The sequence below is a fragment of the Sphingobium sp. genome, from assembly GCA_035196065.1.
GTDB classification, from domain to species: Bacteria; Pseudomonadota; Alphaproteobacteria; order Sphingomonadales; family Sphingomonadaceae; genus Sphingorhabdus_B; species Sphingorhabdus_B rara.
Genome location: CP136575.1, coordinates 272,219 through 296,909, shown reverse-complemented (window position 1 = coordinate 296,909; position 24,691 = coordinate 272,219). Strand labels below are relative to the sequence as shown.

17 protein-coding genes are annotated in these 24,691 nt (G+C 59.9%); 9 read left to right on the top strand and 8 right to left on the bottom strand.

Annotated features, from left to right (window positions below; translation table 11 throughout):
• Nucleotides 1-78: 78 nt before the first annotated feature.
• The 7 genes from chrA to rpoC all read left to right on the top strand — a co-directional run bounded on the left by chrA (nucleotide 79) and on the right by rpoC (nucleotide 12,745).
• Nucleotides 79-1,425 (top strand): chromate efflux transporter, encoded by a 1,347-nt coding sequence (gene chrA, locus RSE16_01440; protein ID WRH76163.1) that lies wholly within the window; start codon nucleotides 79-81, stop codon nucleotides 1,423-1,425.
• Nucleotides 1,426-1,693: 268 nt separating this feature from the next.
• On the top strand, nucleotides 1,694-2,209 hold the full coding sequence (gene rplJ, locus RSE16_01435) for a 50S ribosomal protein L10 (protein WRH76162.1): 516 nt from the start codon (nucleotides 1,694-1,696) through the stop codon (nucleotides 2,207-2,209).
• Nucleotides 2,210-2,283: 74 nt separating this feature from the next.
• Nucleotides 2,284-2,655, top strand: a complete 372-nt coding sequence (rplL, locus tag RSE16_01430) for a 50S ribosomal protein L7/L12 (GenBank protein WRH76161.1) — start codon at nucleotides 2,284-2,286, stop codon at nucleotides 2,653-2,655.
• A gap of 94 nt (nucleotides 2,656-2,749) precedes the next feature.
• Nucleotides 2,750-3,286, top strand: coding sequence for an adenine phosphoribosyltransferase (locus RSE16_01425; GenBank protein WRH76160.1), 537 nt, complete (start codon nucleotides 2,750-2,752; stop codon nucleotides 3,284-3,286).
• Complete coding sequence (locus RSE16_01420) at nucleotides 3,283-3,987, top strand: purine phosphorylase (protein ID WRH76159.1); 705 nt, start codon at nucleotides 3,283-3,285, stop codon at nucleotides 3,985-3,987. Before RSE16_01425 ends, RSE16_01420 begins: the two co-directional genes overlap by 4 nt.
• 239 nt (nucleotides 3,988-4,226) lie before the next feature.
• Nucleotides 4,227-8,399, top strand: coding sequence for a DNA-directed RNA polymerase subunit beta (gene rpoB, locus RSE16_01415; GenBank protein ID WRH76158.1), 4,173 nt, complete (start codon nucleotides 4,227-4,229; stop codon nucleotides 8,397-8,399).
• A gap of 83 nt (nucleotides 8,400-8,482) precedes the next feature.
• Nucleotides 8,483-12,745 (top strand): DNA-directed RNA polymerase subunit beta', encoded by a 4,263-nt coding sequence (rpoC, locus tag RSE16_01410; protein ID WRH76157.1) that lies wholly within the window; start codon nucleotides 8,483-8,485, stop codon nucleotides 12,743-12,745.
• Between the two features lie 97 nt (nucleotides 12,746-12,842).
• On the opposite strand, the gene RSE16_01405 is transcribed toward rpoC, so the two are convergent.
• The 7 genes from RSE16_01405 to RSE16_01375 all read right to left on the bottom strand — a co-directional run bounded on the left by RSE16_01405 (nucleotide 12,843) and on the right by RSE16_01375 (nucleotide 20,824).
• Complete coding sequence (locus RSE16_01405; GenBank protein ID WRH76156.1) at nucleotides 12,843-13,151, bottom strand: hypothetical protein; 309 nt, start codon at nucleotides 13,149-13,151, stop codon at nucleotides 12,843-12,845.
• Between the two features lie 72 nt (nucleotides 13,152-13,223).
• The gene (gene galU / locus RSE16_01400) at nucleotides 13,224-14,093 is read right to left on the bottom strand and encodes a UTP--glucose-1-phosphate uridylyltransferase GalU (GenBank protein WRH76155.1); all 870 of its coding nucleotides are present in this window, start codon (nucleotides 14,091-14,093) and stop codon (nucleotides 13,224-13,226) included.
• 60 nt (nucleotides 14,094-14,153) lie between these two features.
• Entirely contained in the window at nucleotides 14,154-14,678 is a 525-nt protein-coding gene (gene msrA / locus RSE16_01395; GenBank protein WRH76154.1) for a peptide-methionine (S)-S-oxide reductase MsrA, read from the bottom strand.
• Nucleotides 14,671-17,730, bottom strand: coding sequence for an efflux RND transporter permease subunit (locus RSE16_01390; GenBank protein ID WRH76153.1), 3,060 nt, complete (start codon nucleotides 17,728-17,730; stop codon nucleotides 14,671-14,673). The genes msrA and RSE16_01390 overlap by 8 nt, the downstream gene beginning before the upstream one ends.
• A gap of 33 nt (nucleotides 17,731-17,763) precedes the next feature.
• Entirely contained in the window at nucleotides 17,764-18,822 is a 1,059-nt protein-coding gene (locus RSE16_01385; protein ID WRH76152.1) for an efflux RND transporter periplasmic adaptor subunit, read from the bottom strand.
• 83 nt (nucleotides 18,823-18,905) lie between these two features.
• Entirely contained in the window at nucleotides 18,906-19,907 is a 1,002-nt protein-coding gene (locus RSE16_01380) for a M48 family metalloprotease (protein WRH76151.1), read from the bottom strand.
• Entirely contained in the window at nucleotides 19,904-20,824 is a 921-nt protein-coding gene (locus tag RSE16_01375; protein WRH76150.1) for an L-threonylcarbamoyladenylate synthase, read from the bottom strand. Before RSE16_01375 ends, RSE16_01380 begins: the two co-directional genes overlap by 4 nt.
• Before the next feature lie 79 nt (nucleotides 20,825-20,903).
• Between RSE16_01375 and RSE16_01370 the strand changes: the two genes are divergently transcribed.
• Entirely contained in the window at nucleotides 20,904-22,634 is a 1,731-nt protein-coding gene (locus RSE16_01370; protein ID WRH76149.1) for an acyl-CoA dehydrogenase, read from the top strand.
• Nucleotides 22,635-22,678: 44 nt separating this feature from the next.
• Nucleotides 22,679-23,497 (top strand): ATP-binding protein, encoded by an 819-nt coding sequence (locus RSE16_01365; GenBank protein ID WRH76148.1) that lies wholly within the window; start codon nucleotides 22,679-22,681, stop codon nucleotides 23,495-23,497.
• On the opposite strand, the gene RSE16_01360 is transcribed toward RSE16_01365, so the two are convergent.
• On the bottom strand, nucleotides 23,494-24,657 hold the full coding sequence (locus RSE16_01360) for an N-acetyltransferase (protein ID WRH76147.1): 1,164 nt from the start codon (nucleotides 24,655-24,657) through the stop codon (nucleotides 23,494-23,496). The genes RSE16_01365 and RSE16_01360 overlap by 4 nt on opposite strands.
• Between the last annotated feature and the right edge of the window lie 34 nt (nucleotides 24,658-24,691).

The following is a 24,691-nucleotide window of genomic DNA, read 5'->3' as shown; positions in this document are numbered from 1 at the left end:
CGCGACCCCCCGGTCAAGCCACAAGGCTCAAGCGTTGCAAGACCTTACCCGCCGCGGCGGAATATAGGAGCTTGGCTTGTGACGGCACAGCATAACATTTCGCTGGGTGATCTCGCCCGCCTTTTCGGCAAGATTGGCTTCATCAGCTTTGGCGGGCCCGCCGGCCAGATCGCGCTGATGCATGAGGAAGTCGTCGAACGCCGCCAGTGGGTGGACGAAGACGAATATCTGCAAGCACTCAATCTCTGCCATTTGTTGCCAGGGCCAGAGGCGCAGCAATTGGCAGCCTGGATAGGCTGGCGGCTGCACGGCGTTGCCGGTGGTTTGCTCGCGGGGCTGCTTTTCCTCGTTCCCGGTGCGTTTGTGATGCTGGGGCTGTCCGCGCTTTACGTTATGGCTATGAGCGTTGACTGGCTGCAGGGTCTGTTTTTCGGGATCAAGGCCGCGGTGCTCGCGATTGTCGTGCAGGCATTGATTCGGATTGCAGGCAAGGCCCTCACCACGCCGGCCAAACGCGGGCTGGCCGTCATTGCATTTGTCGCGCTGTTCGTGCTGCATATCCCCTTTCCTTTGCTGATTGCAGGCGCTGCGATTGTCGGCGCGATCATGGCTTGGAAAGCGCCGGCATGGGTCGGCTTGAATGTCACCGGCGCATCACTTTGCGCCCAAACTGTTGCAGGTAAAACCGGTGCGGGCTGGCTTGGCCCTTTGCTCAAAACCCTTTTCGTCTGGGGCGCCATCTGGGCCGCGCCGATGATCGTCATCGCGCTGACGCTGGGGCAAGATCACATTCTTTGGAAGATCGGCGCCTTTTTCTCCCAGCTTGCGATTGTCACCTTTGGCGGAGCCTATGCCGTGCTTGCCTATATGGCGCAGGAAGCGGTGACGGGTTTTGGCTGGCTGAGCGCGGGCGAGATGGCTGATGGCCTTGGCCTTGCTGAAACTACGCCGGGGCCGCTGATCCTTGTCACGCAATTTGTCGGCTTCCTCGCCGGTTTCCGCGCGCCGGAACCTCTCGGTCCATGGACTGCAGGGCTGCTGGCTGCGGGGCTGACCACCTGGGTCACCTTTGCCCCCTGCTTCCTCTGGATTTTTGCACTTGCTCCATTGATGGAGCGGCTGCGTAACATTGCCTGGCTGCAAGGCAGCCTTGCCGCGATCACCGCAGCGGTTGTGGGTGTGATTGCCAACCTGTCCCTATGGTTTGCGCTACATGTGCTCTTTGGAACGGTCGGCCGGCTTGAAGGGGGCGTTGGAGCGATCCAGGGCTGGATCTGGTGGCCGATATGGGAAACGATCAATGTTTCAGCGCTCGGAATCGGGCTGCTTGCCGCTGCGCTGCTGTTCTGGATGAAGCGCGGAATCATCGTCACGCTGCTCGCCTGCGCAGCTCTCGGGCTGGGTTTGGCGCTGCTCGCGCCTTGACTCTCGGTCGATAGCTGCTAATGGCCAGCGCCGACCGGAGGGTTCGCCCTCCACGTCACCGTCCGAGACAGTTGGTGAAGGGAATATGCCCTTCTTAATTTCCAGCCTAGACGGGGATAGACTCATTCATGGCACTCTGGTGCCTTTTGCCGCGTTTTCGCGGGCATGACCTTCCCCACGGACCAAGCTTGCGGATCGCCGTCAACAGCGGCGCTTCGCTATTCGTGTCGGGTTTTCTTTCGGGAAGACCCTGTGATTGGAGTAATGCATGAACCGTTCTGAAAAGACCGATGCGGTTGCTGCGCTGAATGCAACTTTTAACGAAGCCGCGGTTGTCGTGGTCACCCGTAATCTGGGTCTGACCGTCGCACAGTCGACCGACCTTCGTTTGAAAATGCGTGAAGCTGGTGCCAGCTACAAGGTCGCCAAGAACCGCCTTGCCAAGATCGCACTTTCAGACACGCAGTATGAGTCGCTCAGCGATTTGCTGACCGGCCCGACTGCGATCGCCACATCGGCCGATCCGGTAGCAGCCGCCAAGGTTGCCGTCGAATTTGCCAAGACCAACGACAAACTTGAAATTGTCGGCGGTGCGATGGGCGAAACCGTTCTGGACGTCGAAGGTGTCAAGTCGCTGGCTTCTATGCCGTCGCTCGACGAACTGCGCGCTACGCTGATCGGCCTTGTACAGGCCCCGGCTACCAAGATCGCCCAGGTTGTTGTTGCGCCCGCTGGCAAGCTGGCTCGCGTTTTTGGCGCTTACGCTGCCAAGGAAGCCGCATAATTTTTTGAATCAACATCACCGCGCGGCGAGCGATCGCGTGGCTAGTATTGCATAGAAATTGGAGTGTTATTGAAATGGCTGATATCGCAAAGCTGGTTGAAGAACTGAGCAAGCTGACCGTTCTGGAAGCTGCTGACCTTGCCAAGGCCCTCGAAGAAGCATGGGGCGTTTCGGCTGCCGCTGCTGTTGCTGTTGCAGCTCCTGCTGCCGCTGCTGCTCCGGCTGCTGAAGAGCAGACCGAATTTGACGTGATCCTGACCGGCGACGGCGGCAACAAGATTGCTGTCATCAAGGAAGTCCGTGCGATCACCAGCCTCGGCCTGACCGAAGCCAAGGCTCTTGTTGAGTCGGCTCCGAAGGCGATCAAGGAAGGCGTTTCGAAGGCTGAAGCTGAAGACATCAAGGGCAAGATCGTCGCTGCCGGCGGTACTGTCGAACTTAAGTAATCGACTTTTCCCCGACGGGGGAGAAGGGAAGGGCGGTCCTTTGGGGCCGCCCTTTTTCTTTGCGCTTTCCTTATGGTCGCGGCATTGAGCAACCATGACCGAAAATGCCGATCTTGCTGTGCTTATCCGCACCATTCCCGATTATCCAAAGCCGGGCATATTGTTTCGCGATGTCTCGACATTGTTGCTCGACGGCAAGGGCTTCCAGATGACGATCGACCGGCTCGCCGCCTTGGTCGCGCCTGATACACGGCTGATTGCGGGCATTGAGGCGCGGGGATTCATCGTCGCGGCGGGGCTTTCCTATGCGCTCGGCCTTGGCAAATTGATGCTGCGCAAACCCGGCAAGCTGCCCGGTGAGAAAATCGGGATCGACTATCAGCTTGAATATGGCAGCGACCGCATCGAACTCCACACCGGTCAGGTGTTGCCGGGGCAAAAGATATTGCTGGTTGATGATCTGATCGCGACAGGCGGCACCGCGCTGGCCGGTATCGAACTGATCCGCCGCGCCGGCGGCGTGGTTGATCAGGCGCTCTTCATCGTCGATCTGCCCGAATTGGGCGGCGCAGAAAAACTGCGCGCTGCGGGGGTCGAACCGACTGCGCTTATCGGGTTTGACGGGCATTGACCGTTATCTCCCCTCGCTTGCAGAACGGGTGCAAGCACATCCTCCTCCTTGCCGCACTTCCCGAAGAAGCCGATGCTTTCCGGCCTGGTGAGGGAAGGATTGTTGAGGGTGAAGCTATGCCTGCCCGGATCGTCGATCAGGGCGGGGTGCATGTGAAGATCATCACCTGCGGGCTAGGCAAGGTGAATGCGGCACTTGCCGTCGGCCGCTACGCTAAGGCCGATACCGCGCTTGTCGCGATGACCGGCACTTGCGGGCGGATTGCGCCGATTGCGGGGGATTTTTTCTGGATCCACCGCGCGATCCAGCATGATTATGGCGCGCGCCAATCGGCCGGCTTCGTCCATTATCGCGCAGGCGATTGGCCCATGGGCGATGCCCGTGACCAGGCCTTTGCCGCAATAGCTGATCCCGGTCTTGGCCTGCCGCATGCTTCGATCGCCAGCGGCGACGTCTTTCTGGAATGTCCCGAAACCGCCGAGGCGTTGGCTGCGCGGCTAGGGGTCCAACTTGTCGATATGGAAGTCGCAGCTGTCGCACAGGCGGCAGAGGCGCTGGGGCTGCGCTGGGCGGCAATCAAGGCCGTGACCGATGATGCGGACGGCGCAAGCAGCGATGATTTCCACACCAATTTGCTGCGGGCCGCCCAAAAGGCGGCGGAGGCCATGGAGCGGTTGGTAGCAAAACTTCCCTTCGGCTGACCTGCACCGGCGCCATGCTTGACCGGAAGCTGCCCTTTCCGTATACCGTTGCACATCCACCAGAACTTTCGGGATCGGGGCAAAACGCGCATTGCCTCTAACGAATTGAAAGATCTGGTTTTCTGACGCGCTAAGGCTGCTGGTTATCTCGGGAATCATCGGGGTGGTACCATGCGGCCTTTTCGTTGTCGGGCCCTTCGCGCTCATATATTTGATCTAGACAAGGCTGAGCAAACCACATGGCTAAAGCAGCGGTTACCGCATCGCTGGGCGCATCCACCGCCCTCTCGCGCCAAAAGCGCATTCGCAAGATTTTCGGCGACATTCACGAAGTGATCGACATGCCGAACCTGATCGAGGTTCAGCGCGAAAGCTATGAGCAGTTCCTGCGGTCGGATCCCTCGATCGGCTATGTGTCTGGTCTGGAAAAGACCCTGCGCAGTGTTTTCCCGATCCGCGATTTCGCCGGCACCTGCGAACTCGATTTCGTCAATTACGAGCTTGAAGAGCCGAAATATGACGTCGAGGAATGCCGCCAGCGCGGAATTACCTATTCGGCGCAGATGAAGGTCACGCTCCGCCTGATCGTCTTTGAAGTTGATCCTGAAACCGAAGCGCGTTCGGTTCTCGATATCAAGGAGCAGGACGTTTACATGGGCGAAATGCCGCTCATGACGCAAAACGGCACCTTCTTCATCAACGGTACCGAGCGCGTGATCGTGTCGCAGATGCACCGTTCGCCGGGCGTGCTGTTCGATCATGACCGTGGCAAGACTCATGCGTCGGGCAAATATCTCTTTGCCGCGCGCGTCATTCCCTATCGCGGTTCGTGGCTCGATTTCGAATTCGACGCGAAGGACATCGTCAATGTCCGTATTGACCGCAAGCGCAAGCTGCCGGTGACGACATTGCTCTATTCGCTCGGCCTCAATGCCGAGGAAATCCTCAACCATTTCTACGACCGCGTTGTTTTCGCACGCGCCAAGGGCGGCTGGAAAATTCCGTTCAATGCTGAGCAATGGCGCGCGTCAAAGCCGACATTCGACATCGTTGATGCAAATAGCGGCGAAGTCGTATTCCCCGCTGGCCAGAAGGTCACCCCGCGTGCTGCCAACAAGGCAGTCAAGGATGGCCTCACCGATCTGCTGATCCCGACCGAGGAAATCTTTGGCCGCTATTCGGCGTTCGATCTGGTCGACGACAAGACTGGCCGCATCTATGTCGAGGCAGGCGATGAAATCACCGCCGAAAATCTCGAAGCGCTCGACAAGGCCGGGATCGACAGCCTCGAACTGCTCGATATTGATCATGTCATCACCGGCGCCTGGATGCGCAACACGCTGAAGGCTGACAAGGCCGAGAACCGCGACATGGGCCTCGATGCGATCTATCGCGTTATGCGCCCCGGCGAGCCGCCGACCCGCGAAACCGCCGAAGCTCTGTTCGCCGGCCTGTTCTTCGATCCCGACCGTTATGACCTGTCGGCGGTTGGCCGCGTAAAGCTCAACATGCGCCTTGGCCTTGATGCCGATGACAGCCTGACCACCCTGCGCACCGAGGATATCCTCGCTGTCGTCAAGGAGCTGGTGAACCTCAAGGACGGCAAGGGCGAAATCGACGATATCGACAATCTTGGTAACCGTCGTGTCCGTTCGGTCGGCGAATTGCTTGAAAACCAGTATCGCGTTGGCCTGTTGCGCATGGAGCGTGCGGTCAAGGAGCGCATGAGCTCGGTTGATGTGTCGACGGTGATGCCGAACGACCTGATCAATGCGAAGCCTGCGGTCGCTGCGGTGCGCGAATTCTTCGGTTCTTCGCAGCTGTCGCAGTTCATGGACCAGACCAACCCGCTGTCGGAAGTCACCCACAAGCGCCGCGTTTCGGCGCTTGGGCCCGGTGGTCTGACGCGCGAACGTGCGGGCTTCGAAGTCCGCGACGTCCACCCGACGCACTATGGCCGTATCTGCCCGATTGAAACGCCGGAAGGCCCGAACATCGGTCTGATCAACAGCCTTGCATCGTTCAGCCGCGTGAACAAATATGGCTTTATCGAAACCCCCTACCGCAAGGTTGAGGGTAATAAGGTAACGCCTGAGGTTGTGTATCTTTCGGCGATGGAAGAAGCCAAGCACACGATCGCGCAGGCCAACGCCGAAATCGACGAAGAGGGCAATCTGCTCGAAGATCTGATCTCGGCACGCCAGGCGGGTGAATTCCTGATGGCACCCAAGGAACAGATCACCTTGATGGACGTCAGCCCGAAACAGCTGGTTTCGGTTGCTGCCTCGCTCATCCCGTTCCTGGAAAACGATGACGCCAACCGCGCTCTGATGGGATCGAACATGCAGCGTCAGGCTGTGCCGCTGCTCCGTGCAGAGGCGCCGCTGGTTGGCACCGGCATGGAAGAAACCGTGGCGCGCGATTCGGGCGCTGCGATTGCAGCGCGCCGTTCGGGCGTGGTCGACCAGGTTGACGCAACGCGTATCGTTGTCCGCGTCACTGGCGAGGTTGAACCCGGCCAGTCGGGCGTTGACATCTACACGCTTCAGAAATTCCAGCGTTCAAACCAGAATACCTGCATCAACCAAAAGCCTCTGGTGAAGGTGGGTGCGGTCATTCACGCCGGTGATATAATCGCCGACGGCCCGTCGACCGAACTGGGCGAACTGGCACTGGGCAAGAACAGCCTTACCGCGTTCATGCCTTGGAATGGCTACAATTACGAAGACTCCATCCTGATCAGCGAACGCATCGTGAAGGACGACGTCTTTACCTCGATCCATATCGAGGAGTTTGAAGTCATGGCCCGCGATACCAAGCTTGGGCCTGAAGATATCACCCGCGACATCCCCAATGTCGGTGAGGAAGCGCTGCGCAGCCTCGACGAAGCGGGCATCGTCTACATCGGTGCCGAAGTGCATCCGGGCGACATCCTTGTCGGCAAGATCACCCCCAAGGGTGAATCGCCGATGACCCCCGAAGAAAAGCTGCTCCGCGCGATCTTCGGTGAAAAGGCCAGCGATGTGCGTGACACCTCGCTCCGCCTGCCGCCGGGTGTTGCCGGAACGGTTGTCGAGGTTCGCGTCTTCAACCGCCATGGCATCGACAAGGACGAGCGTGCGATGGCAATCGAACGCGAGGAAATCGAACGCCTTGCGAAGGACCGTGAAGACGAACGCTCAATCCTCAACCGTGCGACCTACAACCGCCTGAAGGACATGCTGATCGGGCAGGTCGTGGCGGCTGGCCCCAAGGGCATCAAGAAGGGCGACACGATCGACGAGGGTAACCTTGCCGAAGTCGAACGCCACGACTGGTGGAAAATCGGCGTTGTGGACGACAAGGTCCAGGCCGACCTCGAAGCGGTCAAGGCGCAATATGACGACGCCGTGAAGCTGATCGTCGAAAAGTTTGAAGACCGCCGCGAAAAGCTAGAGCGGGGCGACGAACTCGCACCGGGCGTGCTCAAGATGGTCAAGGTCTTCGTCGCGGTGAAGCGCAAGCTGCAGCCGGGCGACAAAATGGCAGGCCGTCACGGTAACAAGGGTGTCATCTCGCGCATCCTGCCGCAGGAAGATATGCCCTTCCTTGCTGATGGTACGCCGGTCGATATCGTTCTGAACCCGCTGGGCGTGCCTTCGCGCATGAACGTCGGTCAGATTTTCGAAACGCATCTGGGCTGGGCCGCACGCGGTCTTGGCAAACAGATCGAGGCATCGCTTGAGGAATGGCGTGCAGCCAACCCGAATCCGGCTGCCGGCGCTCCGCCAGAGGCTGTTCGTGAACGACTGGCCGACATTTACGGCGCGAACTATGCCGACGAAGTGAAGAACCGTTCGGACGACGAAATCGTCGAGTTGGCCGAGCATCTGACCTTTGGTGTGCCGATGGGAACGCCCGTGTTCGATGGTGCCAAGGAATCCGACGTTGCCGACATGCTGTCGCGCGCCGGCCTTGATACATCGGGCCAGAGCGACCTGTATGACGGCCGCACCGGTGACAAGTTCGACCGCAAGGTGACCGTGGGCTATATCTATATGCTCAAGCTCCACCACTTGGTCGACGACAAGATCCACGCCCGGTCGATCGGTCCCTACAGCCTCGTTACCCAGCAGCCGCTGGGTGGTAAGGCCCAGTTCGGTGGCCAGCGCTTCGGGGAAATGGAGGTCTGGGCACTGCAGGCCTATGGCGCAGCCTATACGCTGCAGGAAATGCTGACGGTGAAATCGGACGACGTTGTCGGCCGCACCAAGGTTTACGAAGCCATCGTCAAGGGCGACGATACCTTCGAAGCCGGCATTCCGGAGAGCTTCAACGTTCTCGTCAAGGAAATGCGTTCGCTGGGTCTCAATGTCGATCTGAAATCCATGAACGACAGCGAGGACGACGATCTGCCGGAGGCAGCGGAATAAGGAAGCCGGGCGGCCATTGTGCCGCCCCTTTCCCGCCCCTTGGATGATTTACCGGAGCCGCATGGCTCCATGAGGACACAAAGATGAACGATCTTACCAAATTCAGCAATCCGCTCGCCAAGCCGGAAACCTTTGACCAGATCCAGATCGGGATCGCGAGCCCGGAGAAAATCCGCAGCTGGTCTTTCGGCGAAATCAAGAAGCCGGAAACGATCAACTATCGTACCTTCAAGCCCGAGCGTGACGGCCTTTTCTGCGCGCGCATCTTCGGCCCCGTAAAGGACTATGAGTGCCTGTGCGGCAAGTATAAGCGCATGAAGTATAAGGGCGTCGTCTGCGAAAAATGCGGCGTCGAAGTTACCGTCACCAAGGTGCGTCGTGAACGCATGGGCCATATCGAACTGGCCGCGCCGGTTGCGCATATCTGGTTCCTGAAGTCGCTGCCTTCGCGCATCGGCCTTCTGCTCGACATGCAGCTGAAGCAGCTGGAGCGGGTGCTGTATTTCGAAAACTATATCGTCACCGAACCCGGCCTGACCGCGCTCGAAAAGTTCCAGCTTCTGACGGAAGACGAACTGCTCACCGCGCAGGATGAATATGGCGAAGACGCCTTCACTGCCGGCATCGGTGCTGAGGCCGTGAAGCAGATGCTGATGGACCTCGACCTTGAACAGGAACGGGTCGATCTGCTGGAAGAGCTGGCGACCACAAAGTCGGAACTGAAGCCCAAGAAGATCATCAAGCGGCTCAAGGTTGTCGAAAGCTTCATCGATTCGGGCAACCGCCCCGAATGGATGATCCTTGACGTCATCCCCGTCATTCCCCCCGAACTGCGCCCGCTGGTGCCGCTCGACGGTGGCCGTTTTGCGACGTCGGATCTGAACGATCTCTATCGCCGCGTGATCAACCGTAACAACCGTCTGAAGCGCCTGATCGAACTGCGCGCGCCGGACATCATCGTGCGCAACGAGAAGCGCATGTTGCAGGAAGCCGTTGACGCCTTGTTCGACAATGGCCGTCGCGGTCGTACCATCACCGGCGCCAACAAGCGTCCGCTGAAGTCGCTGTCCGACATGCTCAAGGGCAAGCAGGGCCGCTTCCGCCAGAACCTGCTCGGCAAGCGCGTCGACTATTCGGGCCGTTCGGTCATCGTGACCGGTCCCGAACTCAAGCTGCATCAGTGCGGCCTGCCCAAGAAGATGGCGCTCGAACTGTTCAAGCCGTTCATCTATTCGCGCCTTGACGCCAAGGGTCTGTCGATGACCCTGAAGCAGGCGAAGAAGTGGGTTGAAAAGGAACGCAAGGAAGTCTGGGACATCCTGGACGAGGTGATCCGTGAGCATCCAGTACTGCTGAACCGCGCGCCGACGCTTCACCGCTTGGGCATCCAGGCTTTCGAACCTGTCCTTATTGAAGGCAAGGCAATCCAGCTTCACCCGCTGGTCTGCTCGGCATTCAATGCCGACTTTGACGGCGACCAGATGGCTGTTCACGTTCCGCTGAGCCTTGAAGCCCAGCTGGAAGCGCGCGTGCTGATGATGTCGACCAACAACATCCTCTCGCCCGCAAACGGTAAGCCGATCATCGTTCCTTCGCAGGATATGGTGCTGGGTCTTTATTATCTGTCGATGGACCGCCAAGGCGAACCCGGTGAAGGCATGCTGCTTTCGGATATGGCCGAAGTTCACCAGGCGCTCGAAGTGGGTGCGGTCACGCTCCACTCGAAGATCACCAGCCGCGTCCCGCAAACGGGCGAAGATGGTGTCGAGCGTATGGTGCGTTATGAAACCACCCCGGGCCGTATGCTGATCGGTGAATGCCTGCCGAAATCGCACACCGTGCCGTTCGACGTTGTGAACCGCCTTCTCACCAAGAAGGAAATCGGCGACGTGATCGACCAAGTCTATCGTCACACCGGCCAGAAGGACACAGTCCTTTTCGCCGACGCGATCATGGCACTGGGTTTCCGTCACGCGTTCAAGGCCGGCATCAGCTTTGGCAAGGATGACATGATCATCCCCGAAGAAAAGGATGGTCTGGTTGCAGAAACCAAGGCGATTGTGGCCGATTTCGAACAGCAATATCAGGACGGCCTGATCACCCAGCAGGAAAAGTACAACAAGGTGATCGACGCCTGGAGCCGTTGCGGTGACCAGGTGGCGAATGCCATGATGGAAAAGCTGAAGGCGACGCCGAAGGACGAGGATGGCCGCGAGGCACAGATCAACTCGATCTACATGATGTCGCACTCCGGTGCGCGTGGTTCGCCGGCGCAGATGAAGCAGCTGGGCGGGATGCGCGGCCTGATGGCAAAGCCTTCGGGCGAAATCATCGAAACGCCGATCATCTCGAACTTTAAGGAAGGTCTGACCGTCCTTGAATATTTCAACTCGACCCATGGTGCGCGTAAGGGCCTTGCCGATACCGCACTGAAGACCGCAAACTCGGGTTACCTGACCCGCCGTCTTGTCGACGTGTCGCAGGATTGCACCATCGTCGAAATCGATTGCGGTACCGAACGTGCGCTGGAAATGCGCTCGATCGTGCAGGGTGGTTCGACCATCGCGTCGCTCGGTGAGCGCGTTCTGGGTCGTACCACTGCAGAAGATATCGTCGGCGCAGATGGCAACATCCTCTTCCCGACGGGCACCCTGCTGGACGAAGCCGCGATCACCGCGATCGAGGAAATCGGACTGCAAGCCCTCAAGATCCGCTCGCCGCTGGTGTGCGAATCGAAGGTTGGTGTTTGCGGTACCTGCTACGGCCGCGATCTGGCGCGTGGTACACCGGTGAATATCGGCGAAGCAGTCGGCGTTATTGCTGCCCAATCGATCGGTGAACCGGGCACGCAGCTGACCATGCGTACCTTCCACATCGGTGGCGCGGCGCAGCTGAACGAAACGTCGAACCTCGATTCTTCGGCTGACGGTTTCGTCAACTATCGCGAACTGCCGACAATCGTCGACAAGCGCGGTCGTCGAGTTGCCATGGCCCGCGGCGGTGAACTTGTGATCAACGACAAGGACGGCCGTGAGATGGAAGTGCACCGTCTGCCTTATGGTGCGACGCTGCACTTTGCCGAAGGCGATGCGGTGAAGGTTGGCGAACGCCTGGCTGAATGGGATCCGTTCACCATGCCGCTGATCACCGAAAAGCCCGGTATCGTGAAGTTCCAGGATCTGCTCGACGGCAAGACGCTGATCGAACAGACCGACGAAGCGACCGGTATCGCCCAGCGCGTCGTGATCGAATATCGCGGTGCAGCCCGTGCCAAGAAGGAAGACCTTCGTCCGCGCCTTACCCTGCTTGACGATGACAGCGGCGAAGCCGCTCGTTATCTGCTCGCAGTTGGCACGATGCTCTCGGTTGAGGACGGCCAGCGGGTCGAAGCAGGCGACGTTCTCGCCCGTGTTACCCGTGAATCGGCCAAAACCCGCGACATCACCGGCGGTCTGCCGCGCGTTGCCGAACTGTTCGAAGCGCGCAAGCCGAAGGACAATGCGATCATCGCCAAGCAGTCGGGCCGGATCGAATTCGTCCGTGACTATAAGGCAAAGCGCAAGATCGCGATTGTGCCGGAGGAAGGCGACCGGATTGAATATCTGATCCCCAAGTCGAAGGTGCTCGACGTGCAGGAAGGCGATTTCGTCCGCAAGGGTGACAATCTGATCGCCGGATCGCCCGATCCGCATGACATTCTGGAAGTTCTGGGTGTTGAAGCTCTGGCCGAATATCTCGTTGCGGAAATCCAGGAAGTCTATCGATTGCAGGGTGTGAAGATCAACGACAAGCACATCGAAACGATCGTTCGCCAGATGCTTCAGAAGGTCGAAATCACTGATGGCGGCGATACCACGCTGCTCGCCGGTGAACAGGTCGACCGTGAAGAAATGGACGCGATCAATGCGAAGCTTGCTGATGGTCAGCAGCCCGCTGTTGGCAAGCCCGTGTTGCTCGGCATCACCAAGGCCAGCCTGCAGACGCGCAGCTTCATCTCGGCCGCATCGTTCCAGGAAACCACCCGCGTGCTCACGCAGGCGGCGGTTGAAGGCAAGAAGGACATCCTGACCGGCCTTAAGGAAAATGTGATCGTCGGTCGTCTGATCCCGGCCGGTACGGGTTCTGCCATGAACCGCATCCGCGTTGCTGCCAGCAGCCGTGATGCCGCGCTTCGTGCCAGCTATCGCAAGCTTCAGGAAAGCCTGATCGCGCCTGCGACTGCTGCTGAAGAGCATGCAGCCGAACTGGCACAGGGCCCCGAAGCTGCGATTGGTGACGATCCGATCGCTGTGATGGAGCATACGCCCGAGACGGTTGAGGATTTTGACGGCGACACCGCCGAATAAGCCTCGTTTAAAGGACAAAGAAAAAGCCCGCTGGAAGCAATTCCGGCGGGCTTTTCATTTCTGGCCGCGCTGCGCTGGCAGGGCGATCAAGCCATGTTCACCGATAGGCGCGCTTGCGCTCCTTGGCGATCTCTTGCTCGATATCCTCCAGCCTCTCGCACGCATCGCGATCGCCGTCTTCGCATTTGTTCTGCGCCTTTTTCGCCTTCCGCGACAATTTGCCCAACCGTTCCTCATGCTCGCGCATCGCCCGCCCGCGATTCTCGTCCGCTTCCGATTGGCTGGTGGTCAAGACATCGGCGGTCTTTGAAGCGACCTTGACCGGTGCCGTGACGACATCGCCGACAACCGATGCGACGCAGCCGCCCAGCAATGGCAGGCACAATAGGGGAAAAAGCAGGCGCATGAGATTGGAACTCCATTTTGCCGGCACTTCTATGCCGACGCAGAGTGCACATAAACCGAACGCTTCGGTCTGTCAGCCCGCCAATCGGCGTGCCACTGCCCGCACCTCGTCAGCCATGTCGGGGCGTGAGAGCGCAACGGCGAGATTGGCCTCGATATAGCCGACCTTCGATCCGCAATCATATCGCGCACCGTTAAAGGTGACCGCATGGAAGGGCTGCTCGCCGATCATCTGCGCCATAGCGTCGGTCAACTGGATCTCGCCGCCTGCGCCTTTGCCTTGATGTTCCAACACGCGCATCACTTCGGGCTGCAGGATATAGCGGCCCGAGATGATGAGGTTCGAAGGCGCTGCATCGACCTTGGGCTTTTCGACAAGGCCTTTGACTTCGGTCAGCTTGCCTTCGGCCTGGCCGGGGTCGATCACGCCATAGCTGGAGACTTGCTCGCGCGGCACTTCGAGCACAGAAAGCAGGTTGCCGCCTACTTTCTCATATTCTGCTACCATCTGCGCCATGCAGCCGGGTGACCCGTGCATGAATTCATCGGGCAGGAAGATCGCAAAGGGTTCATCGCCGACAATGTCGCGCGCGCACCAAATGGCATGGCCAAGGCCCATCGGTTCCTGCTGGCGCACATAGGCGCAATTGCCGGGGCCAAGGCGCGTCGGTTCCAGCACCGAAATATCTTTGCCGCGATCGGTCATCGTGCGTTCGAGTTCGAAGGCGATGTCGAAATGATCCTCGATCGCGCTCTTGCCGCGACCGGTGACGAAGATCATCTGCTCAATCCCCGCCTCGCGCGCTTCGTCGACCGCATATTGGATCAGCGGCCGGTCCACGACAGGCAGCATCTCCTTCGGGATCGCCTTGGTCGCAGGCAGAAAGCGGGTGCCAAGGCCGGCAACGGGAAACACGGCCTTGCGGATCGGTTTGTGCGTCATGATGTTAAGCCATAATCGAACATTGTTAATTGTCCATGACGGCTATGGCTGTGGCGGCGGCTAAGCCAGTCGCTCGGCAAACCCCTTTTTCAGCTTTGCCAGCTTGGGCGGTATCACCGCCAGACAATAGGAGTTGCGCTGACCTTCGCCGACCCAATAATCCTGATGATAATCTTCGGCCGGATACCATGTTGTTGCGGCTTCAATCGTGGTGACGATCGGGGCGGGCCAATCGGGCTGCGCGCGTATGATCGCGGCTTCGGCTTCGGCGCGCTGGGCATCATCGAGCGGGAAGATGGCAGAGCGATATTGTGTCCCGATATCATTGCCCTGCCGGTTCAGCTGGGTCGGATCGTGGGTCGCAAAGTAGATGTCGAGCAGATCTGCGAGGGAAATGACGCTCTCGTCAAAACCGATGCGGATCGCCTCTGCATGGCCGGTTGTGCCCGTGCAGACCAGTTTGTAATCGGGATTGGCGACGCTGCCGCCAATATATCCGCTTTCAACGCTATTTACCCCGGCCAGCTGTTTGAACACCGCTTCGGTGCACCAGAAACATCCACCCGCAAAAATTGCCTCAGCCAATTGCCGCTTCCTTCTTTTCTTCGCGTCCTCTTACCACCAGCAGATACATGGCGGGCGTGACGATGCGCGACAAGAGGGTCGACGAAATAAGTCCGCCGATCAGCACGATTGCCAGCGGCCCGTATAGGTTGCCGCCGAAAATGGCGAGCGGCAGCAGCCCGCCAATGGCCGTCACCGATGTCAGCAGCACCGGCAGGAAGCGCACTTCACCGGCCTGTTCGATCGCCTCGCGCAGCGCCAGTCCGCGCGCACGCAATTGGGTGGTGAAATCGACGAGCAGGATCGAATTTTTGATCTCGATCCCGATCAGCGCGACAAAACCGATTACGGCAAGGAAAGACAGATTATTGCCGGTCACTAGCAGTGCGAGGAAGCCGCCAAAGGTGCCGAGCGGGATCACCCCTGCCACCACCAGCGCTTCACGGAACTCACCGAATTCGGCAACGAGAATGCCGAATATGATGAACAGCGCGATCAGGATGACCGGACCGAACCCCGAAAAGGTATCGTTGATCTTTTCCGCTTCGCCGCCGACCCGGATCGAATAGCCGGGTGGCAGATCGATCTTTTCCATCCGCGCCTTTGCATCGACCGTGACCTTCGACGGAAGTGCGCCTTCCTGTGTTTGCGCGGTGATTTCGACCGTGCGTTCGAGATTGCGGCGTTTGATCAATGGGGGCACGGCGACCAGTTCAGGATCGGTGATTTCGCCAAGTGCAACCGGCGCACCGCTGCGGCTGGCGAGATAGATTGAATCGAGCGCCGAAACCGGCTGCGTACCATCAAGCGGAAGCCGCACGGTTACCGGATAGCTGTCGCCTTCACTGTCGCGGAAAGTGCCGGCCCGTTCACCTGATAGCGCAAGCCGGATCGTGCGGCGCGGCGAACCTGCCGGAATGTCGAGCAACGCGGCCTTGGCATCGTCAATCTGCATGTCGAGGTCGATCCGGTCGTTGGCAACCGGGTTCACAATGTCGCGCGTGCCGGGCGTTTCATGCAGCACTGCCTGCACTTTTGCGGCGAGCGACTTCAACATGTCAAGGTCAGGGCCCACGACGCGGAATTCGACCGGCGCATTGATCGGCGCCCCATTCTGGAAAAGCACCAGCTTGACGCGCGCACCGCTAATCTCTTCAAACTGCTTGCGCAGCCGATCCACCATCTCGCGGCTTTCGCGGCCATGCCATTTGTCCATGACGGCAAGCACTTCGCCCTCGGTCGTCGTCTCGACCGTTTCGAAACTATTATAGAAAACCGAGGGATTGAACCGGCCGACATTTTCGGCGCGCACTTCAATCGTTGGTTCCTTGGCAAGAATGTCGGAAACCTTGCGGACAATGCGCTGGGTCTCATCGAGGCTGGTGCCCTGTTCCGCATCGATCTTGACGCGGAAATAGCTGGCATCGGCGTCCGGGAAAAGGCTGAAGCCCAGCACGGGTACCAACCCAAAGGCCGCGATGGTCACGGCCAATGCGCCCCACACCGTCTTGCGCGGTGCCTCCAATGCCTTGTGCAGCAGGGGGCGATAGAAATGGTCGATGTTGCGCATCAGCCATTGCAGCAGCCGGTTGCCATGCTCGTCTTCATCACGCTTCAACATCCGGCTTGCGAGGAAGGGGATGATGGTAAGCGATATGACCAGCGACGCGGTGACGGTGAAGATGATCGTGGCGATGAAGCTGCGGGTATATTGCCCTGCGCCTTCAGGCAGGAACAGCATCGGGAAAAAGGCGAAGATGAGAACGCCGGTTGATCCCAGCACCGCAAGCTGGATTTCCTTTGTGCCTTCGATGGCCGCCTGGATGCGTTCCTTGCCCATGCGCAGATGGCGCGAGATATTCTCTATGACGACAATCGAATCGTCGACCAGCAAGCCCAGAGACAGGATGAAGCCGGCCACAACCAGCTGGCTGAGATTGAAGCCTGCAGCATAGACCGCGAGCAAGCCGGATGCGAGCGAGAGCGGAATCGAGACCATCACAATCGCCGCTGCGCGCCACCCCAATGGCAGCAGCGTGAACATCACAAGGAACAGTGCGATCGCGAAATCGCGCGCCAGTTCGCGCAGCCGGGTTGCGATATCCCGGCTCTGGTCGAACTGCATCACGACATCGATATCGGGCGGCAAGGTCTTTTTCTGCAGCTCAAGCTCTTCCAGCAGTGCGTCGCGCAGCTTGGTGGCGTCTGTACCCGCCTTTTGGTTGGCGGTAATCCAGATGGCGCGTTTGCCATTGTGGAACAGCCGGGTACGGGCTTCTTCTGCGCCCCAATAGACCTTTGCGACATCGCCGACGCGCAGGATCGAACCATTGTTTGCGCGCAAGGGCAGGTTGCGGATGGCGTCAAGGTTCTTGAACGCGCCGCCTGCCTCGACATTGAACCGCCGCGTGCCGCTGACCACTGCGCCGCTCGCCACATCGGCGCCGCCCAGGCGCAGCGCATCGGCGACAAGGCTGGCAGGCAATTGCAGCTCCGCCAGCCGGGCCGGATCGACAGCAACGGTCACTTCCGGTTGTGACAAGCCATGCACTTCGGCCTCACGCACCGATGTGTAGCGTGAAAAAGCCTCGCTTATGTCGCGGCCATATTTTTCCATCCGCCGCCAGCTTGCGGTCTCGCTGACCAGCGCAATTTGCAACACCGACGCGTTGGTGGTGCGCATCTTTTTGAAATCGAGACGGGCAAGATCAGCGGGCAGCCTGCTCCGGATCGCAGTGACTTCACGGACAGTGTCGTTGAAATAACGGTCCGGATCGCCCGACCAGTCGAACTCGGCGCGAATGACGGCGCTGCTGTCATTGCTGGCGGATACGATCTCCTTGACGTCCTCCAGACCCTGCATCAGTTCTTCGATCGGCTTGGCGACCGTCTGCTCCATCTCGGCCGCATCGGCGCCGGGCTGGATCGCGGTGATCACCACGACCGGAAGCGGGAAATGCGGGTCAACCGCGCGGGGTATGGTCGAAAAGGCAGAATAGCCAAGCGCCGAGAGCAGCGCGAAGAGGACAAGCGTCAACTGCCAGCGGCGGATGGCAATTTCGGTAAAGTTCATGGCCTTGCTGTTCCGGCTATGCGCGGCGGCATATCAATTGGCTGCCCGTGTCGTGCGTACCTTGGCGCCGGTCCGCAGTTTTTCCGCACCTTTGACCACCAGCATGTCGCCCTGCTTCAAGCCGCCGGTGACGATCACGAAACCGTCGGTCAGCCGCTCAACAGCGACATTGCGGGTTTCGACGCGGCTGGTCTTGGGATCGACGATATAGACAAGAGCCTCCCCGGTGCGCAGGCCAAAAATGGCGCTTGCCGGGATCTGCAACGACCCGTCCTCGGCGGCAGGAAGGGCGATGCTCGCAGTGCCGATCTGGCCCGATTTCAGTCCGGCGGCAGACGGCAGTTTGAACTGGACGGTGAAGGCGCCGGTCGCCTGATTGGCCCGGCCGTCAATTTCGCTGATTGTTGCGGTCACCGGGGCGTTGCCAAGTGCCGGCAAGGAAATTTGCGCCGGCATGCCGATGCGCAGCCGGCTAGCGTTGCGATCAATCACGGGTGCGCGAAAGACAAAGCCGTCATCCGCCTCGCCCAGGATCAGCGCAGGCGTGCCTGCGGCAATGACCTGGCCAGGCTGGACATTGCGGGTCAGCACGACGCCGTTGGACGGCGCGTAAAGCTGTGCCGTTCCGCTCGCAAAACCTGCCTGTGCAACGCGCGCGGTTGCGCCTTTGGCGGCGGCTTCGGCGGCTTCATAGCGTGCCTTGGTTATCCAGCCTTCTGCATAGAGCTGCTTGATGCGTTCGAAATCGGCTTGGGCGCGGCTGCGTTCCGCTTCGGCGATGCTCAGGTCGGCGCCAACACTGGTGGTATCGAGCGCGGCGAGCAATGCGCCCTGGCGCACGGTATCGCCTTCTTCGAATCTTACCCGGGCAACCTTGCCTGCCGAGGTAAAGCCAAGCGGCGTTTCGCGGCGATAGCGCACAGTGCCTATGGCGCTCAACGTCTGCACCATATTGCCGGGCTGCACCGTCATTGTCTGGACGGGAAAGACTTCCTCTGAACTGTTCACAGTCGCCGGTTCATCAGCACAGCCGGCAAGCGACAGGCTTAGCAATAATCCGGCAATTGTAAGGCGATGTGCTCGAACTGGCACTTTCCCTCCCATTTCTCTCTATCGCCAACAGTTAAGAGATTTGCGGACATAAGGAAACAGTCGATTGCATTTTGAAATGCAATTTATTGCACGCTCCGGTGCCGGGCCAGCAAGGGCGGATCGCGCCGGCCTGCGACTGCGGCGGTTGCATTGATCCGGGCAATTTCCTCCTGCAACATCGCGACGCGGGTCTGCCAGCGATTATGGGTGGGTTCGGTAAATATGCCGAGCCCTGTTTCCGCGCCATAACGTTCCCAGAATGTGACCGCCGCTTCGGGATCATAGCCTGCATTGGCCATCAGCCAGACTGACAGCCGGTCGGCTTCCTCCTCGGTTTCACGGGTGATGCGCGTCTTCCCGCTCTTAGCCGCGTTGATGCGTGCGCGGTGGTCAAGCAGGTTGTGCGCCATTTCATGCGCCACGACAGCGGCCAGCTCGTCATCGTCGCGTACATAGGCGATCAGGCCGCTCGTGACCCGCACCCGTTCACCATCGGCGCCAGCATCGCGTTTGCCGCTGACATCGACCCAGACATCGGATGCACAGATTTCGGGCGGATCAAGCGTGAAGCGCGAAAATTCATTGCGTTGGGACATGCTGCTTGCGGTTTCCATGCGATAGGCGATGGGACCGCTCTGCGCCAAAATCTTGCGCAATCCGTCCTTCACCGAATCAAGCCGATCGACCGAAGGCTGGTGACGAATTGGATCCCCACCATACCAGATCAAGCCATTATCGGTTCCGACCAAACCGTCGCCGACCTGCATGCCGGCCTTTTCTGCCGGACCATCGGGTACCAACGCCGCAATGCTGACCGGTCGGCGAAAGGTAAAGGCGCGGCGGGCTAGCGCGAGGTCTGGATATTGGCGTTCGTCATGCAGCACCCAGCCGGGATTGCGCCATTTATTGCGGCAATAGTCCGCACTGCCTTTCGCCAGATGATAGCCGACAGTTGCAAGACGCAAGTCGGTTGCGATCAGTTCCTGATAGGCGACGACAACAGGATCCTGTGGCGGTGCGTTGCGCGCCGTCGCTGCCAGCCCGAGCAGGCCGCATAGCGAGAGCAAAGCGACCAGCAGCTTCACGCTGCCGCCCGCCGCAGCCTGTCATTGATCGCAGCACCAATGCCCAGATCTGGGATCGGCGCAACGACGATGGCGCGCCGGTCGCTTGCGTCGGCGCGGTGGAGGGCATCGAACAGCCGTGCAGCTGCCATGGCCAGATCGCCGTCGGGCGACAGATTGTCATCGCCTGCAATCGCGCCAAAACCGATATGCCATTCATCGTCTTGCGCAGTTTCGCCATTCAGGCGCACGGGCTTGGTCGGTGCATAATGGCTCGCAAGCTGGCCGGGGGCTTCGATTTTGGCTTCGGTAACGGGCAAAGGCGGCTCGCCAAGAAGGCCCTCAATCGCAGCGGTGGTTACCGGGCCGGGGCGCAGCAACTGCCAGCCATTTTCGCGTACCGCGACAATCGTCGATTCCAGCCCCGCACTGCATGGCCCTGCATCGAGCAGCAGCGGTGTATCTGCGCCAAGGCTGTGCGCCACATGTTCGGCGCGGGTCGGGCTGATCCCGCCACTGCGGTTGGCAGAGGGCGCAGCAAGGCACAGGCCACTGCGTTGCAGCACGGCCTGCATCACCGGATGCGCGGGGCAGCGCAGCGCAATGGTGGCAAGTCCTGCGGTCACGGCGCTGGCCACCGGCGCACCGGGCAAGAGCGGCAGGACAAGCGTCAATGGCCCCGGCCAGAAACGCGCGGCAAGCCTGCTTGCGCGATCATCGAACCGGGCAAGCGTTTCGGCGGTGGCATGATCGGGAACGTGCACGATCAGCGGATTGAAATCGGGCCGTCCCTTGGTGCGATAGATGCGGGCAACGGCTTCCGCGTTGCTGGCATCGGCGGCAAGGCCGTAGACGGTCTCGGTCGGAATCGCGACAACATGGCCCGCGCGCAATGCATCGACTGCAGCGTCGATTCCGCCGTCATCGGCCTTTGTCATAGGGCTTTGACCTAGGGGATTTGAGCCTGCCATCATCCCGCGCTATAGGCGGTGTAACCTTCCAACAACAGGGCAAAAGATGACCTTCACCGCACCCGTCGCCGAACAATTGTTCGTGCTCAAGCATATCACCGGCATCGATGAACTGGCGGGGCATGCTCGCTTTGCCGATGCCAGCCCCGACATGGTCGAGGCGATTGTCGGCGGCATCGGCGAATTTGCCGAGGAGCAATTCTATCCGCTGCGCCGGATTGGCGATACCGTCGGTGCCCGGCTGATCGATGGGCGGGTGCGGATGCCCGAAGGCTATGTTGATGCTTACAAGGCCTATGTCGCCAATGGTTGGGGATCGATCAACGCGCCTGCAGCCTATGGCGGGCAGGGCCTGCCTTTCACCCTTGCGAGCGTCGCGCTCGATTCGCTCGGGGCCGCCAACATGGCCTTTGCGCTCTGTCCGATCCTGTCGGTCGGCGCGATCGAGGCGATCCATCACCACGGCTCCGATGCGCAAAAGGCGATGTATTTGCCCAAGCTTTCGACCGCCGAATGGTCTGGTACGATGAACCTCACCGAACCACAGGCAGGCAGCGATGTCGGCGCGCTGAAGGCAAGCGCGACGCCGCGTGGCGACGGCACTTACCAGATCAGAGGCCAGAAGATTTACATCAGCTTCGGCGACCATGACATGGTGGAAAATATCGTCCATCTTGTGCTGGCACGCACGCCCGATGCACCCCCGGGGACAAAGGGTATTTCGCTCTTCCTGGTACCCAAATATCTTGTGAATCCCGATGGTTCGCTGGGCGCTGAACAGGATATCAAGACGGTTTCGATCGAGCATAAGATGGGGATCAATGCCTCACCTACCTGCGTGCTTGCCTATGGCGAGGAAGGCGATTGCATCGGCGAATTGATCGGCCCCGAATTTGGCGGCATGCGCGCGATGTTCACGATGATGAACAATGCGCGACTCAATGTCGGACTTGAAGGCGTGCAGATTGCCGAGGCGGCGACGCAAAAGGCGGTCGCCTTTGCCCGGGATCGGGTGCAGTCGGCTCGTGCCGGCGGGGCGAGCCGCGATTCCGTCGCTATCGTTGAACATCCCGATGTCCGCCGCATGCTGATGCGGATGAAGGCGGGGACGCAGGCGATCCGCGCGCTGCTTTATTGCGCCAGCGGCTTTGTCGATCGCGCGGCGCTGGGGATTGAGGGCGCGCAGGAGATGGTCGACCTCCTGACCCCGCTGGCCAAAACCTATGGCACCGATATGGGCAGCGAGATCGCGTCGCTTGGCATTCAGGTGCATGGTGGCATGGGCTATGTAGAGGAAACCGGCGCGGCGCAGCTGTATCGCGATATCCGCATTGCTGCGATTTACGAAGGCACCAATGGTATCCAGGCGGCCGATCTTGTCGGCCGCAAGCTTGGCATGCGCGGCGGGGACGCTGTGCGCGACCTTCTGGCGCGGATTGGGCAGGAGGCTGGCAATCATGGCGCGCTGAAGGCGCTGGCCGGGGCCTGTGCTGAAATTGCCGAATGGATGATCGGTTCAGCGTCGACCGACGACCGGCTGGCAGGCAGCTATCCCTTCACGACGATGATGGCGGTGGCGACCAGCGGCTGGCTGATGGCGCGGCAATTGGCGGCGGCCGAGGCGGAAGGTGGCGACACGCCGTTCCTTAAGGCCAAGATTGCTGCCTGCCGCTATTATCTGGACGTGATGGTGCCTGAGGCGCTGTCTTTGAAGGGCAGCGCGATGGCGGGAGCGGATTTGCTCTATGCCTTGGATGCGGACGAACTGGCGGCGTAAATGCTGAAACTGTTTCAGCATGACGAAACCGGAAGGGGCAGGGCGTGACCGATAGTGAAACCCTTCGCCGAATTGCCGGTGCGCTTGAACGGCTGGTTCCGCCGCCCCGCCTATCCGCCGATCTTGGCGCGCATCCGGCCTATCATTGGGATGGCCGCGGTTTGGCGGCGATTGCCCATTTTGCCCCGCTGCCGGCCGATCTGATCGTCGGCGTCGACCGACAAAAGGATGCTGTCACGCAAAACAGCCTCCGTCTCGCACAGGGCCATGCCGCGCATGATGTGCTGCTTTGGGGTGCGCGCGGCATGGGAAAGTCGGCTCTGGTCAAATCGGTGCTCGCGGGCCTGCAGGCCGATGGGCTGCCGGTTGCGCTTGTCGAAACCTCCGCCGACCAGCTTGCCAGCCTGCCTGAACTGTTCGCGCTTCTGGCAGCGTACGACCGCCGCTTCATTCTGTTCATCGACGATATGGCCTTTGAAGGCGATGATGCCGCGCCGCGTCGTCTCCGCTCCTTGCTCGAAGGCGGGTCAGAAGCGCGCCCGGCCAATGTCCGGCTTTATGTGACCTCGAACCGGCGTAACATCGTTGAGCGCCGCCAAGATGAGGAAGACGCCGCCGTTAATGCCCGTGACGTTGCCGACGACAGGCTGGCGCTGGCTGATCGCTTTGGCCTCAAACTCGGTTTTCAATATCCCGACCAGCCGGCCTTCCTGGGAATGGTGGCCGCCTATGCCGCGCATTTTAGCCTCGACTGGGACGCGGCCGATGCGCTTGCCTTTGCGCATCAGCGGGGCGGCCGATCAGGCCGGATCGCGTGGCATTATGCGGTTGAACTGGCCGGAAGGGCAGGGCGCGGGCTTTAAAGCGCCTTGCGGTAGATGCGGTAAACCTTGCTCTTCTTGCCGCCAACGGCTTCGCCGACCGAACCCATGGGGCCGTTTGACGACAGGACCCAGCCGAAATCGCCGCGGGTCGCACCGAATTTCGTCACCGAATCGCGACGGATATATTCGATCATCATGAAGGCCAACTGGCTTGCCATGCGGCTTCCCTGCAATTTCTTGACGACGCCCATCAATGGCACACGCATTGTGGTGACCTGCGGCGTTCCGACATTCAGCCACCAGAGCAGCTTTGCCCAGTTGAACGGCCATAAGGATCCGCCATATTTTACCAGCTGTTCGTTCAAATCAGGCACGGTCATCATGAAGGCAACCGGTTCACCGTCGATTTCGGCGACGCGGATCAGGTCTTCGAAGACGATGGGTTTCAATTTTTTGCCGGCATAGGCGACCTCGGCTGGGGTGAAGGGAACAAAGCCCCAATTGTCGCTCCAGGCATCGTTGAGGATCGACAGGATCAGGGCTGCTTCTTCATCGAAGCGGCGCTTGTTCACCCGGCGGACTTTGATCTTGCCGCTTTTCTCGCCCATGGCGACGATACGGTTGGTCAGTTCGGGGAAACCCTCGTCAATCTTCAGCGCATAGGTATAAAGATCCTCTGCCTTTTCATGGCCCTCGGCCTCGATCCACGCCTGATAGGCGGCGCTGTTGAACCCCATCATTACGGTCGGCGGATGATCATGCCCTTCGACCAACAATCCCGGTTCATCCCACATAGCGAAACTTACAGGGCCCAGCATCTGCGTCATGCCGCGCGTGCGCAGCCAACTTGCGGCCTCGTCGAGCAACAGCTTGCCAATCTCGGCGCTCTCTGCCTCGTAAAAACCCCAGAAGCCCGTGCCGGGGCCCATGCCCTGTTCGGCAGGCTGCTGCAGCGCCAGATAGTCGATATGGGCGGAAATGCGGCCGACCACTTCGCCTGCGCGCCGCGCGAGGAAAAGCTGAGCCTCGGCATGTTCGAACCAGGGGTTTTTACCCGGCGTCAGCAAGCCGCGCACTTCATCCTTTAACGGCGGCACCCAATTGGGATCATCGGCATAAAGGCGGAAAGGCAGGTCGATAAATTCGGCAGTCGCGCCTTTGCCCGTCACCCGTTCGATCCGCACTTCGCCTGCTTGCATGATGACTGCCCCTCTTATTCCACCGGCGCGCCTT

What these genes read in the sequence shown, in the direction of transcription:
- rplJ (WRH76162.1), top strand. Translation starts at nt 1,694, where the DNA reads ATGAACCGTTCTGAAAAGACCGATGCGGTTGCTGCGCTGAATGCAACT.
- rplL (WRH76161.1), top strand. Translation starts at nt 2,284, where the DNA reads ATGGCTGATATCGCAAAGCTGGTTGAAGAACTGAGCAAGCTGACCGTT.
- RSE16_01425 (WRH76160.1), top strand. Translation starts at nt 2,750, where the DNA reads ATGACCGAAAATGCCGATCTTGCTGTGCTTATCCGCACCATTCCCGAT.
- rpoB (WRH76158.1), top strand. Translation starts at nt 4,227, where the DNA reads ATGGCTAAAGCAGCGGTTACCGCATCGCTGGGCGCATCCACCGCCCTC.
- rpoC (WRH76157.1), top strand. Translation starts at nt 8,483, where the DNA reads ATGAACGATCTTACCAAATTCAGCAATCCGCTCGCCAAGCCGGAAACC.
- RSE16_01405 (WRH76156.1), bottom strand. Translation starts at nt 13,151, where the DNA reads ATGCGCCTGCTTTTTCCCCTATTGTGCCTGCCATTGCTGGGCGGCTGC.
- galU (WRH76155.1), bottom strand. Translation starts at nt 14,093, where the DNA reads ATGACGCACAAACCGATCCGCAAGGCCGTGTTTCCCGTTGCCGGCCTT.
- RSE16_01390 (WRH76153.1), bottom strand. Translation starts at nt 17,730, where the DNA reads ATGAACTTTACCGAAATTGCCATCCGCCGCTGGCAGTTGACGCTTGTC.
- RSE16_01375 (WRH76150.1), bottom strand. Translation starts at nt 20,824, where the DNA reads ATGACAAAGGCCGATGACGGCGGAATCGACGCTGCAGTCGATGCATTG.
- RSE16_01370 (WRH76149.1), top strand. Translation starts at nt 20,904, where the DNA reads ATGACCTTCACCGCACCCGTCGCCGAACAATTGTTCGTGCTCAAGCAT.
- RSE16_01360 (WRH76147.1), bottom strand. Translation starts at nt 24,657, where the DNA reads ATGCAAGCAGGCGAAGTGCGGATCGAACGGGTGACGGGCAAAGGCGCG.